Raw genomic sequence first — 14843 nt, forward strand, 5'->3', positions numbered from 1 at the left:
GTAGGTGTTCTAATATTTAATGTAGTGGTACCGTAATAGTAACGATTAACAATTGACCATTAGTGGTTATAGAACGCTTCCTGCATCTGCGGCCTCCCCGGCCGCATGCCTTCTCCGCACACTCGTCTTCTCCGTTTCAGCTGTGGAGCAGCTGAAATGGGGAAGATGCGCCTAGCATAAGAATTCCAAAGGCGCAGATAGGGCTTGTTCAAGGGAAGGTGGGGCGCGCAGCGCCTCGGATGGGCCCACCAAGTGGTCCGGCCTTCATTACTAAAGCCTTCAAATATTGGTTTCAGCCTGTTAGGCATCCCCTACTTAGAACCCCATCCCCGTCTCGCATAAAAACAGGGCGAGACTCCCCTTCCCCTTACCTGTTCGTGCTAAGCAGCGAACAGGTAAGAAGAAGGCAGCGGCCTGAGGCCGCAAAACCTCGTAGGGGAACGTATTGGCCAATGCTGATGGAGCTATGATAATTATTGTAGGAGAGACGCAACAGTAACGATTAACAGTTGACCAGTGGTGGTTATGGAAGCTTCCTGCAAACGTTGCGGCCGCATCCAAATATCTACGGATGTTTGGTGAATAAGGCCCATGCGATAGCCGTCCAGGAATTAAGCCTGCAAGGCGAAAATGACTGGAGTACGGCGAACCGCTTAGGAAGTGGCACCGGTATGTGCCGATAGAAGTTTATCCAATTTTTTAGCGGCGCTGGCGCCGCAAAGCAGAACAGGTCCTGCCCCCAAATGAGGTCAGGACCTGTTCTGCAATATATTCCATCTTGATTCCTCAACAGCTTGAAGCCTTGCTTTTCAGGCTTCAAGCTGTTGTAAGTGCTCCGTTTTTCTGTGTTCCAACTGTTGCGGTTCGCTCTACGCTTCCTTATTCACACTCAAATCCTTCTACTAATCGTAGCTGAATATGTCACCCCTCTTTGCCGTCCAGTCCAACCGGTCACTCTCACATCTGCGCCCCAAGGGTTATCCTTGCTTACGGCGCTCTGCCAGCCCAGTTCCACAAAGCCGCTGCTGCCCTGAAGGGTGGGCGCCGGGGTGCTGAAGGTCTTGTACATGGCCCGGGCTTCCCCGTCAAACTCGTAGTCCCAGCCCAGACCTGCGTACACGGAGCTCACGTTCTCGTCCAGGTGCTTGGTCCACCGGAAGCCCAAACGCGTCCGGTAGGAATTCACGCTGTCAAAGCTATACGGTGCTTTCCCCAGGTCGCTGGTCACAATGGCGTAGTCCGAGCCCAAATGGGTCCAGAAGAACCGGCCGTAGTAGTCAAATTCGCTGGTGCCGTGCTTGTACACTTTCCCCAGGCCCAGGTGCACCGCCACATACGGGGAGCTGTTTTTGTAGCTGGCCGGGTGTTCGTCGATAATTCCGGCGTAGTCCCCATTCAGACGCCCTGCCCGCAGCATGCCTTCGTAGTGCAGACCGTTGTCCAGATCCCGCCGCAGCAGGATACCGGCCCCCAGGTACCGCTGGTCCCCGTCGCTCCGGGCACCGCTGTCCTGGTGCCCCGTAAAGTTCCCGTTGCCGTACTCCACAAAGGGCATAATGGTGTCCGCATGGCCATTTTCAAAGTTCCGTTTTACAAAGCCCAGTTCCCCGTTGAACCCGTTGGCATCTACGTAGGAGCCAGTGGTGTAGCGCAGGTTGTGCCCGCCCAGCACCACATACGGCGTAAACTTCGCTTTAATGGAATGGTCTTCCAGCCAGGCCGCCCGGTAGGCCGCTACTGCACTGGCATAACCATCGGTTACCGCTAGGTCGGAGGCTTCAATCAGCGTGCCTGTAGCATTGGCCCGGTTTTCCGGGAACGCCTTGGTATCTTCCTCAATCTTGGGCACATCATCGTCCGGAATCAGCAGCACGATATGATTGGCATCAATTTTCTTGTTGATGATCTTCTGGGACACAAAGCCCGGATCCGTCACCTCATCCTTGCCGGGAATCATTTTGTACTGGGTATTCGTGGACGTAATGCCGCCGTTATCCACGATCAGGTTGATCTGCTGCCCCTTGCTCATCTTGGTGGAGTCGTCAATGGCCCCGTAGATGACCGTATTGCTCACATCCGCCGTATTCGTCACGTTCACCATGGTCTCGTTGACCACCGTGCCCTTGGGCACGTAGAAGTTCATGGTCTGGAATCTGCCCAGGTTCTTCACCGTATTGGCCTTGTTGTACATGTTCAGCGTGTTCCCGGACCCAGAAGAACCAGTATCCGTCACTAGGCCCCCGTACAGGCTCATCATGCTGCCCAGGGTGCCGCCGTACACGTTCACCGTGTTGTCCGTGACGCTGCCGCTCTTGGAAATACCGCCGATAATCAGGTCAGACGTTTCTCCTGCCGATTCGGTCGTGCCTACGGTGCCCCCGTTGATGTTCAGCACGTTTCCCGTCACATCTCCGGTATCGGATGCGCCCCCGGCCACCGTGGTAGTTACCGAGCCGCCATTGACGTTCACCACGTTTTCACTAACTGTACCGTCTGCCGCCGTGCCGCCGTAGACAGAGCCTGCTGTACCGCCCGCCAGAGTAACGGTGTTTTCACTAGCCGTGCCGGAATCCGTAGTGCCGCCAATGGCCGTATCCACCAGCCCGCCAGTGACGTTCACGCTGTTTTCCGCAGCCGTCCCTGTCTTGGCGTAGCCCCCGATAGCCGAGCCCGCGCTGCCGCCCGCCACCGTCACCGTATTGGTGCTGACTGTGCCCGTGTCCGACTCGCCGCCGTAGACGGTACCGATGCTGCTGCCCGTGAGGTTCGCTGTATTGCCGGTGACATTGCCCGATTCGGATGCACCGCCATAGGCCTTAGCAGCGGAACCGGCCGTGAGCTGGGCTGTATTTCCTGTCACTGTGCCGCTCTTGCTGTAGCCGCCGTAGAGAACGGTATCACCGCTGTCCCCGGTAAGGGTTACGGTGTTTTCCGAGACCTTGCCCGTATCGGAAGCACCGCCGTACACGCCCTGTGCCTCACCACCGCTGACGATGGCATAGTTTCCCGTGACCTCAACGCCGGGAGCGTAGCCGCCATAGAGCTTGGGAACAGCTGAACCGCCGGTGAGTTTTACGGTGTTGCCCGTAACCGTACCTGTTTCCGTGGCGCCGCCAAAGGCATTGGCAGTTTTACCGCCGGCTACGGTCGTCGTGTTTCCGGAGGCCGCACCGGTCTTGGTGTAGCCTCCATAGACATTACCGGTTACGCTGCCGCCGTCACTGAGGGTCAGGGTATTGCCCGCAGCAGTGCCGGACTGGCTATAGCCGCCGTAGGCGTTTTTCTGCAAGGTGCCGCTGTCTATAGTCATGGTGTTTTGCGTGGCTGTGCCGCTATTGCTGTAGCCAGCGTACACATTGCCTGCGACAGTGCTGTCTGTCACGCTGACGCGGTTGGCTACGGCATCGCCCGTGTCTGCATAGCCGCCGTAGAGATTGTAGGTTGTGAGATCATCGCCGCTTACGCTGAGCTTGTTATCTGATGCGCCGGCGCTGCCATAGCCGCCGTAGGCTGAGGCTGAGTATTGAGCCATGCTAATGGCAGTGTCGTTGTTCTGCGTAATGGAAAGGGTGTTTCCCGTCGCTTTTCCGCCCATAGCCACGCCGCCGGCAAGGCTGGGTATATCAGAAGCAAACACAGTGCTTGCCGTGAGATTGGTAATGATTGCCCTATTATTTGTGGCATTACCGGACTTGTTAGAGACGCCGCCGGCAACGAAAAGGACCTCCGTGCTGCCGCCGCCAGTCATGTTTACAATATTTCCATCGGCATTGCCTGTATTGGTACTGCCGCCATATAACACCGTGGTCTTCGAGTTCGTCGTGGTGACTTTGTTGCCCGTGACATTACCCACATCAGTCCGCCCGCCGATGATACCAGAGACGGTACTGTTTTCCAGGGTGGCTGTATTGGAGCTGGCATTGCCAGTCCCATTTACGTAACCGCCAATAAGATTAGGAAGCGTCGTATAAGAAGCAGTTGCCGTGTTGTTTATTGCATCGCCATTTACCGTGTAGCCGCCATAGGCGCTGCTAGCATAGGAGCCATTATTGACATGCACTTCATTCACTGACGCAGTTCCAGCCGCCGTATAGCCGCCGTAGGCATTGGCAAGTCCCCCGGTCGGGTCAAGCTTGGTATTTGTCATGGTGACAACATTGCCGGTGACATTTCCTTTGCCGGATTCCCCACCGTAGATATTGAACGTTACGTTTGCATTGTCCGTCATGGTGACCGTATTGTTTTCAGCATTTCCATTAGCAGTATAGCCACCGGCCAGCGTGCCGGTATTTATAAGGCCGGCTGTGCTGTCGTCGATATTTTTCACGGTCATGGTATTCTTCGAGACCGTACCGTTTTTCGTATAGCCGCCATAGGCAGTTTGGAAAATCGCCCCATTGGTCCCATCCAGGGTTACGTTGTTCTTTACAGCATTCCCCATTTCCGTATAGCCGCCAGCCACCAGGTCAAACGTACCGGCGCCGCTGACGCTTACCGTATTGCCGCCATTGTAGTTTACGCCGCTAATTGTGCCGGAGGCTTCCCGGCCGGCATCGCCCTGCTGTGTATAGCCGCCGTAGAGCTTGAGGCCTGTGCGATTGACAGTGCTGGTATAGGTGACGCTGTTGCCGTAGGCCGAAGAACCTTGGCCGGTAATAAGCTGAAAGCCCTGGCGTTTCATGTTCCCAGCCCAGCCGCCATATACTGTAAGGTTGTTAACCGTTTCCGTACCCTCCGCTGTATCTTCAATAGTTACACTGTTGCCGGCCGCACCTATCTGCTCCCCGTCACTATAGTCGCTCCGACCGCCGTAGACAGTCCCTCTGATATCATTAGAAGTGCCCGTGATGGTAACCTTGTTGCCGGCTGCAGGCCCCCAGGATATGTACCCGCCATACACGTCGCCGGTAACCTTACTGCTGTCTTCAATAGTGATCGTATTATTCGTCACACTGCCCGCTGAGCTAGTATACCTGCCTCCTATGAAGGCACCTGCTACGGGGCCGCTGGAGGTGCTGCCTGTAATCGTTACTGTGTTGCTGTCAGCCGTACCATTTTGTTCTGAGACCCCATCTACTCTGCCGACTTTACTGCCGTTTTTTATAACGACCTGATTGTCATTGGCTTCCCCGGCAGTACTGGAGGATCTGTAGGCACCGCGTACAGTGCCCGGTTCGACATTGTTATTGGGCTGGTGGGTCTGCACTTGTGAATGGTCAATGGTGACGATATTGTAATTCAGGGTGCCTGTCCCCTCATTTTGCGCTCCAATTACGACCAAGGCCTGTCCCCACGTTTGCGTCATAACTGTGGAGTCTTTCACCGTCATGCTGTTATCATCGGTGTTGCCGCTGCCGCTATTGTTTTTGGCACCCAGAATCGTGACATTCAATAAGGAGAGAGTATCCACGTTTACGATATTGTGGGAAGCGTCCCCGCCCTTGGCATTACCGCCGTAAACCATTATTTTACCTGGAGTTCCCACTCCAAATATATTTGTAAGGGAAACCTTGTTATAGGAAGCGCTGCCTGCGGCAGATTTGCCACCGGCAATCTCTGTGCCCAAGTGATGGATGTTCCCGCTTTGAGTGTCTCTCAGATTTTCGAGCGTTACCGTATTGCCGGCCCCTTCTGTACCTGCTGCGCCCTTAGCCGTATAGCCCCCATAGAGGCCTCCGGTGAAAAAGCCCCCGGCATTCGTGGTAGCGTCCCCGGTCATGGTGATGCTATTTCCTGTTACGTCGCTGCCCGTACTGTAGCCCCCATAGCCGTTGCCAATCGTGCCGCCGTTAAAGATCAGTTCGTTTCCCGTAGCCTTGCCGCTTGCCGCCTTGCCCCCATAGGCACTAGTCAAATTGGCATCGCCGCTCACCGTCAGTTGGTTGGAAACAGCATTATCCGTTCCCGTAGCCTCGCCGCCAACGTACGGTGTGTTGCCCGTGTCTACGCTGACTTTTTGATTCGTTTCATCCGCCGCAAATACCGGGTGAAACCCAATCCCCAGGGCCATTACACTGGAAAGAATCACGGCTGTATGTACCTGCCGTCGTAAGTGCTCTTTTCTCATAATCTATAGCTCCCTTCGTTTTTCCTGTTGTCCCTCCGCCTGCCCGCCGCAGGCCCGTGTTGTTGTGTGCCTTTAGTTCCCATTGGAGCTCCAAATCCAAATAGAAACAAAATCCTAGCTGAGCCACTCATCCCCTAAAACCTTGCCCCTGGGCCGGCTGACCACCCTGCCTCAGCAAAGCCTTACGGGATTTAATATTTATATTTAAAAATATTCATATGATATTTCAAAAACAGTCTGATAATACTACAGAAACCAAATACTTATAAGATATTTTCGCTCTTGCAGGTAGATTTTCCTGCAAGAAATTTACTAACCTATCGTTTTTCAGCTGCGTTCCCACAGCTTATTTTCGTCGTTTTTCCTGCCCAACATTTCCCAGCTTACAGTAAGCCCCAAAGCCAGGGGAGGAACCCCTCCTCCCCACCTTGGGACGCAGCTCCTTGCTGCCTTGCATTACTTATGGTTCTTGCTTGTGATTCTAGAAAATAAATTCTGCGCGCTCCGCCCTTCTCTATTTTTTGAGGCTTCACGCAATTGTGCTTTGCGCCCTATGGCCCAAGCACCGGACAGGAACCTCCGCCCTGGGAGCCTTGCCCGCATCCTGTTCTCTATTCTATGGACGCCGGTCTCCCCCTATAAGCCCAGTTCCCACCCCTGGGTTCTTGACTTTGTTTCTTTACTTGACTTACTTATTGGTTCTTGTTTTTACTGCTTACGATAATTCCTTGTCGCCTTTAACATAGTTTGATACATGTGGATGGTCAATAACTTACCTTGGCCCTTCCGTTTAGCCGCCGGAAGAAGCCTTTTACTGAATAAACCCTTTCTCGTTCCCTATTTATAGAAACAACTCTCCCCAAGATTTCCCTACTTTTCCCACCTCCTTGGCTGGAATTACAAGCTCCTGCCTAAACTATATGATCACCCTCGCAGCCCTGCCCTTAGCCTATAGAACAGAATCGCTCAGGCTTTCAACAAAACCAGAGAATCATCGGAATTACCCCTGCTGGAATAGCTGCCTGAGCACACTGGCTATTGCCCAAGTTTGCCTCAGGTAACACAGAACCCGCATTTCGGAGCTATTGCCCTGAGTTCAGAGCCCCGGCACACCGCCCCAACAGCCCCGTCCAGCCTGACTTCAGGCCCTGCCCAAGGAACGGCCCCAAGCAGCGCCCCTGGGCGCCCTCACCCCTGCCCTTAAAGCTCCCGCTTTTGCTCACAGAAATAAGCAGCCTGCCATCCACGGACCCCTGCATAATTACCCTAAAGGTCCAAAAAGTAATTCATAATAATTCTAGTTAAATTTTATCACATCTCCCTTATGTTCGCATTATTTTTTTATTATTTTATTGTATTTTATCAATTATCACGGCTTATTGTAAACAAAGATACTTTTATGTACATTTTCCCCTTAGGCAGTTTGTATGATATCGGATAAAGTAAGTAAAAATCAGCCTTTCAAGACTTTTTTAGTTTACCAAAAATTTATATCATGATAGCTGACAGTACATATGTATTTAATATTTTACCCAATTCCTACTAGTTTACAGTGTCATTATATTTCGCAATTTCTATATACTTCGACTTTTAACATATTGTTTTCTCTATGCATATAAAATTGCTTATACTGCATAATTAATCATCCGATTAATTATATCGTCCAACTACAACGCACACCCATCTCCCCGTAAACCACACCCAATTCCCACTCTGCAGTAGAAACAACAAGAAAACCACCCCTAAAAACAGTTATACACCAATAACCACCTGCTATTCCACACCTTACCACCCCCCTGCGGCCACTAGCCCCTGTTTTCAATGAAATACAAGCACGATAAAATACACAAAAAAATTGCCCCATCTATACCCCATGGACCGTACGACAGCCACGGGGAGGAGAATGGAAGGAAAAACACGGTCGGAAGGCTAATGGGCCTGGCCAGAATGCCCGGAGGGCCATAAACCATTGAAGTTTAAGCACTAGCCCCTATTTAGCTCACGAATAATGGCGGCTTAGTACGCCTTCGCCAAGCGTTGCGGCCGCATCCAAACATCCCCCAAAAATATCTCAAATGTCCCTTCCCCACCCCGGCCCTTGGATTCTCGGATTGGCCGTCCCTCCCCTTCCTGTCAGGCGGGGAGGGCATGGGGTAGTACTGTCCGGTGTTTTAGGTATTTTGACAGTTAATGTAGTGGCAGCGCAACAGTAACGATTAACAGTTGACCAGTAGTGGTGTAGAACGCTTCCTGAGTGGTTCGCCGTGCTCCGTTCTCCTTCACCCTACGGGTTCGGCTCACGGACGGCTATCACATAGGTCGCATATACCAAATGTCCTCGGGGAACTGATTGACATTTGGATGCGACCGTAAAACGTTGCGGCCGCATCCAAACATCTACGGATGTTTGGTGAATAAGGCCCATGCGATAGCCGTCCAGGAATTAAGCCTGCAAGGCGAAAATGACTGGAGTACGGCGAACCGCTTAGGAAGTGTCAGCCAAAGGCTGACGGAGGAAGTTTCCCCAGTCTTTCGCGGCCTCTGGCCGCGATTTGCCTTCGCCTTACCAGTGCACTGCTTGGCGTGCACTGGTAAAGGGGAAGGTCGTTCTCGCTCTTTTTCCTTATTTACCTCCATCAAGCGTTGCGGTCGCGTCCAAACAGCGCCACAGGTATTCTTGAAGCTGTTTGGAATACGCGACCTATGTGATAGCTGCCCAGGAACTGAGCCTGTAAGGCGAAAGTGACTGGTTTGCAGCGAACCACTAGGAAGGTGGCCCGCCTCTTTCCATCACCCGAAGGATGGTGGAAAGAGGCGGGACGGAAAGAGTTTTCAATTCGGCGCAGCCGGGATGGGGTTCAAAAGTAGGATGCCTGCACTACACCCCGCAGACCGCACGGCCAAAATCCGGCTACAGAGTTTTCTACAGCAAAAATTTGCCCAAGGGCAAATTTTCTGTAGTTGGACTACCTTACGTTCCGCACTAGCCCCAAAAGGGGACAGATTTTCCCCTAGAGAAGGGGAAATGCCGCAATGCGGCAATGGGGGTGTAAAAAACTTCCTTCGTCAGCCCCCTTTCCACCACCCGGTGGGCGGTTCCCCTTCCCCATAAATGTGGAAGGTATTGGCTGACACCTACCACAACGCTTTGCGGTCGCATCCAAGAGTCCACAGTTTATCAAAGGACTCTTGGCTAATGCGAGCCATGTGATAGCAGCCCAAGAAGCAAGCCCAAATTGGGCGTAGCTGATTGGCTAGCTGCGAACCACTGTGGTAGGCTTCCAGGCCACTACTAGTCAAGTAAAATCTAAAATATAGTGTCAATATGAAGATGACCAGTAAATTGCTATGAACGCTTCCTGCAAGCGTTGCGGTCACGTCCAAATATCTTCACAAGTTACCAAAAAGATATTTGGAATACGTGACCCATGCGACAGCCGTCCAAGGAGCAAGTCCATCAGGACGCAGCTGCTTGGAATACGGCGAACCACTGCAGGAAGTGTCGCCGCAAGGCGACGATAGAAGTTCACCCCAGTATTGCGCCCCCCGGCCGCATGCCTTCTCGCACACTCGTCTTCTCCGTTTCAGCTGTGGAGCAGCTGAAATGGGGAAGATGCGCCTATTCCAAAGCTACAAGAGGCGCAGATGGGGCTTGTTCAAGGGAAGGTGGGGCGCGCAGCGCCTCGGATGGGCCCTTCCAGGATTCCCGGAGGGCCTATGCACTACCTAATGCTCTGCACTAATCCCTTCTAGCAGTTGTCCAGTGGTGCCCTAAGAAAGCCTCTTTCAAGCGTTTCGCTCATATCCAAGAGCCAAATGGTGTTTTCAAGGCAGCTGCGGCGCTGGCGCCGCAGTAAAATGGCTGGAGGCAATCCATCGTGGATTGTCTCCAGCCATTTCGTATATTCCATCTTGATTCCTCAACCGCTTGAAGCCTTGTTTTTCGGGCTTCAAACGGTTGTAAGTACTCCATTTATCTGTGTTCCAACTGTTGCGGTTCGCTCTGCGCTTCCTTGTTCACCCTCAAATCCTTCTACTAATCGTAGCACTATATGTAACCCCTCTTTGCCGTCCAGCCCAGCCGGTCACTCTCACATCAGCGCCCCAAGGGTTCTCTTTGGAAGCTTTGCTCTGCCAGCCCAGTTCCACAAAGCCGCTGCTGCCCTGGAGAGTGGGGCTGGGCGTACTGTAGCTCTTGTACGCTGCCCTTGCCTTTCCGTCAAATTCATAATCCCACCCAAGGCCGGCATAAATGCTGCTGGCAGCGTTTTGCTGCCGGGTCCAGCGGGCACCCAGCCGTGTCCGATAGGATTCCACGCTGTCCAACTGATAGGGCAGCCGACGCTTGGCTGTGTGCAAGGTGGTCTCTCCGCTGCCTAGGTGGGTCCAGAAGAACTTCCCGTAGAAATCGTAGGTATTTTCCTTCCGCACCACTTTTCTGCCCAGGCCCAAATGGGCCGCCAGATACGTACCCCCATCTTTCCAGCTGGCAGGCACGCCGGCAATGGTGCCTTGGTAATCGCCGCCCAAATGACCAGCCCGGACCATACCTTCATAATGGACCCCGTTGTCTAGATCCCGGCGCATCAGTAGGCCGCCGCCTACGTAATGCTGGCTGCCGTCTCCCCGGGCACCAGAATCCAAGTGACTAGTAAAGCTACCCGTACCATATTCGGCAAAGGGCATGATGGTGTCAACATGTCCCTTGGCATAATCCCGCTTCACAAAGCCCAGTTCCCCGTTAAAGCCATGACTGTCCACGTAGGATCCAGTGGTGTAGCGCAGGTTGTGGCCGCCCAGTACCACATAGGGCGTAAACTTTGCCTTGATGGAATGGTCTTCCAGCCAGGCCGCTTCGTAGGCCGCCACAGCACTGGCGTAGCCCTCCGTCGCTGCAATATCTGAACCCCGCACCAGTGTATTGAGGGCATTTTCCCGACCTTCTGGAATCAGCTTGGTGTCCGGATCTAGGGATGTACCGCCGTCCCCACTGACTGTCAGCACAATGGTGTTGGCATCTTGTTTTTTCACTACTGCCTTGCGGCTGACAAAAGCGTCATCGGTAACCCGGTCCATGCCGCTAAGGGTATTGTAAGACGCTCCGTCTGCAGCAAGGGGCTGGGGAGAATACAGCAGCTTGATTACTTCTCCTGGATTCAATCTGGCTGCATCCTGGACTCCAGCCCGGATGGAAGCACCGTGAACGTCCGCCGTCCCCGTTACCGTCAGCATAGTTTCTCCGGCTTGGGTTCCGGCAGGTATGTAGAAGTTCAGATTCTGAAAATATTTCAGTCCCTCAATTGTGTTACCCTTGGTGTGGAGATTCAGCGTGTTAGCCTGGCTCTCCACTTCACTCTGTCCGCCCTGCAACTGAATATGGGGCCCAAAGGTGCCGCCATAAATATTTACCGTGTTTCCGCTGGCCCCCTTGCTGGCTGCTACCCCACCGGCAATCACGTTGTTTGCCTCTTCCGTTGTATCCTCGGAGCCAAAATGACCGCCAAGAATATTAATGGTATTGTTTTGGGCTTCCCCTAGCCGAGAAAGACCGCCGGCCACTCCGCCCTGCAGCTGTCCGCCCGTTATGGTAATGGTGTTGGACACCGCATCTCCGCCGCTATAGCCGCCAAATACCGTAGGCAGCGTACCACCGGTAATGACCACATTGTTCTTATAAGCCGAGCCCGTGGCCATACCGCCTACCACTTGGCTGGAACTGCCGGAAACCTTCATATCGGCTACAGTAACCCGATTATTGTAGGCATCTCCCAAAAGAGCGTTCCCGCCAAGCATCGACCCGGTAAAGTCACCTTTTTGAAAGTCGATGGAATTATTGGCGGCATCCCCGTCTTCCGATATACCCCCTGCGAGATTGGCCTTGAGCTTACCTCCGGCTACCGTAACTTGGTTCGCTATAGCATCCCCTTCTACCGTGTAGCCGCCCACCACAGTCTTTGTTATATTGCCGCCGTTTACAAGAACCCGATTTTTCTTGGCGTCCCCCCGGTTGGAAAAGCCGCCGAAACCCCGAACCTCATTTCCGGCATTGATCACCAGCAGATTGTCCTCGGCAGTGCCGGAATGCGTATAGCCCGCAGCAATACAATGGGCCATATGACTGCGGCCATAATATCCCAGCTCATCACTGGGCAGTACATGAAAACCATGTGCCACCGGGCCTGCCACCCGGCGTGCAACAACCCTCACTTCACCATCACTCCAGCGAGGGCAATCCTGCATAGTGCCCCCATTTACCGTCACCGTATTTTTCCGAACGTCCCCGAACCGGCTTTCACCTCCGTAGACCTCAACATAGGAAGCCTCAGCACCCCCGATGGTAACCTTATTGTTCACGGCATTCCCGTCATCCGTATATCCGCCCACAATTTTTCTAAACACAGCGTTGCCGCTAGTCTCTACGATATTGCCTCCAAAAGGAAGACCATTTTCCCCTTCCAACTGTCCGGCATTGCCCTGCTGGGTGGAACCACCGAATAGCCGTATACCCCTTTGTCCAGCCATGCTATTATAGCTAACCCAATTGCCGGCCGTGCTGCCTCGCTGGACCTGAGCGCCAAAACCAACGCTGACCTCGCCTAAATAAGTGCCACCCAGCCGTCCCTTGTCAGTGATCACCAGATGATTATCGTAGGCCTGGACATTTTTCTTATTCATCGTACCATTTACATAGGCTGCCTGCGCTACGGACACCGCAGCCTCATCCTTGATCACTAGCCAGTTGCCGGAGGCGGCCCCTGCCTCAGCCATTGCCCCTCGGCCAAAACGAAGCTGCGCCTCACCGCTTACCGTCAGCCGGTTGTTCCGGGCATTGTCCTGCCCCTGGGCCCAGCCCCCATCAGCATCAGGAGAATCAAGCGGTGTCACCGCAATCTCCTTGATCTGACCCACTACATCAGCCGCCAGCACAGGCTGACAACCCCAGGCTCCACTGCCCATAATGGACAGCAGCAGCGCTGTCGCCAATTTTTGCCGTTTTGTTATCATGTACGAATCCACCTTTCTCAAATATCAGCGGTCCCCAAGGAACGCCCCAACAATTCTGTCGTCAGTTTTGAAGACTAATAACTGTCGGATAATGATTATCGGTAAGATTGTAGCAAGACATAGCTATAGATAAAAGCTATATCAAGAAAATAGTGAAAATTTATAAATTTTAAGTTGTGATTTGTAAATTATCATACAAACAAACAGCAAAAAAGTGTAACAGTGTATATGCAAATGATTTGCAATAAAAACGGTGATAATTGTACAATTTGAATCAAGTTAACGTATTTTTCGCTTTTATACCATGTAAATAGGTATTAAAATATAGTACTTTATCCTTTTATTAGTGGACTTAGTATTAAATAAAAGTTTCTGTTAATGCATACTTATCCAATGGGAATCATCCCTCATCCCTTACGCTCCGATCTTATGATTTTCCATAAGATCGTTATTTAGGTAAAAAATATCTAAGCTAGCTCCTTAAATTACCGTTTCTAGCTTAGATATAGATTTAAAGAATGGTAAAATCGATTAAAAATTTGTTCGCAGCCCGAACGCCATGTAGAAAAAAAACAGATAGAAGCTGCGGGAAGTGCTTTTTCCTTATTTAGCTTCCTCAAGCTTTTCACTCATATCCAAGAGCCAAATGGTGTTTTCAAGGCAGCTGCGGCGCTAGCGCCGCAGTAAAATGGCTGGAGGCAATCCATCGTGGATTGTCTCCAGCCATTTCGTATATTCCATCTTGAAGCCTCAACAGCATGAAGCCCGCTTTTCAGGCTTCAAGCTGTTGTAAGTACTCCATTTTTCATATAATCTCTCGCCTTTATACGGTCCATCCAAGAGTCGTCCAATTTTCAAAGGCTCTTGGCTAATGTGACCTATGTGATAGCGGGATTGGTCTGGCCCCTTCAAGCGTTGCGCTCATAACCAATAATCCAAAAAATAATTCTATGGGATTATTGGTTAATATGAGCCATGCGATAGCCGTCCAGGAATCAAACCCGTAGGGTGCTGATGACCGGTATACGGCGAACCGCTAAGGGGCTGTCAGCTCTATGAGCTGACTGGGGAAGTTCCAGGATGCAGCTGAGCAGCGAGCCGCGAACCACTGGGAGAGTTGTCGTCGAAGGATGACTGATGGAGTCGTATCCATTTCTCAAGGCCTTGGCCGTAGATAAATGGAATATACGACCCCTGCGATAGCCGTCCGTGAACCGCTGAGTGGATTCCCGGCACCAGCACACTTCAGGTACCTTGGCCGCACTACCCTCAAATCCTTCTACTAATCGTAGCTGAATATGTCACCCCTCTTTGCCGTCCAGTCCACCCGGTTACTCTCACATCTGCGCCCCAAGGGTTATCCTTGCTCACGGCGCTCTGCCAGCCCAGTTCCAAAAAGCCGCTGCTGCCCTGGAAGGTGGGCGCCGGGGTGCTGAAGGTCTTGTACATGGCCCGGGCTTCCCCGTCAAACTCGTAGTCCCAGCCCAGACCGGCGTACACGGAGCTTACGTCCTCATCCAGGTGCTTGGTCCACCGGAAGCCCAAACGCGTCCGGTAGGAATTCACGCTGTCAAAGTTATATGGCGCCCGGCCCAGATCGCTGGTTACAATGGCGTGGTCCGCCCCTAAATGGGTCCAGAAGAACCGTGCATAGTAGTTAAAATCGCTGGTCCCGTGCTTATACAGCTTACCCAAGGCCACGTGGGCCGCAATATACGGCGAGCTGTTCTTGTAGCTGGCGTGGTGCTCGTCAATGAGCCCTGCATAGTCC

At 52.5% G+C, this 14843-nt stretch carries 4 protein-coding genes; all 4 read right to left on the reverse strand.

The genetic code is table 11. The annotated features are described in order from the left end of the window. Positions 1-889 precede the first annotated feature (889 nt). Entirely contained in the window at positions 890-6067 is a 5178-nt protein-coding gene (locus DW089_RS08330) for a hypothetical protein (RefSeq protein WP_118287088.1), read from the reverse strand. Between the two features lie 3749 nt (positions 6068-9816). Beyond that, positions 9817-9978: a hypothetical protein gene (locus DW089_RS11655; RefSeq protein WP_233547579.1), complete on the reverse strand. Its 162-nt coding sequence runs from the start codon at positions 9976-9978 to the stop codon at positions 9817-9819. Between the two features lie 112 nt (positions 9979-10090). Next, complete coding sequence (locus tag DW089_RS08335; RefSeq protein ID WP_118287089.1) at positions 10091-13072, reverse strand: hypothetical protein; 2982 nt, start codon at positions 13070-13072, stop codon at positions 10091-10093. A 1269-nt stretch (positions 13073-14341) separates the two neighbouring features. After that, positions 14342-14843, reverse strand: a 502-nt coding sequence (locus DW089_RS08340) for an autotransporter domain-containing protein (RefSeq protein ID WP_199614722.1), incomplete at its 5' end; no start/stop codon positions are given.

This window comes from Acidaminococcus sp. AM05-11, from assembly GCF_003472805.1.
GTDB lineage: Bacteria > Bacillota > Negativicutes > Acidaminococcales > Acidaminococcaceae > Acidaminococcus > Acidaminococcus hominis.

Bases quoted from the DNA above. Each gene is read 5' to 3' on its own strand.
- DW089_RS08330 (WP_118287088.1), bottom strand. From the start codon at position 6,067: ATGAGAAAAGAGCACTTACGACGGCAGGTACATACAGCCGTGATTCTT.
- DW089_RS11655 (WP_233547579.1), bottom strand. From the start codon at position 9,978: ATGGAATATACGAAATGGCTGGAGACAATCCACGATGGATTGCCTCCA.
- DW089_RS08335 (WP_118287089.1), bottom strand. From the start codon at position 13,072: ATGATAACAAAACGGCAAAAATTGGCGACAGCGCTGCTGCTGTCCATT.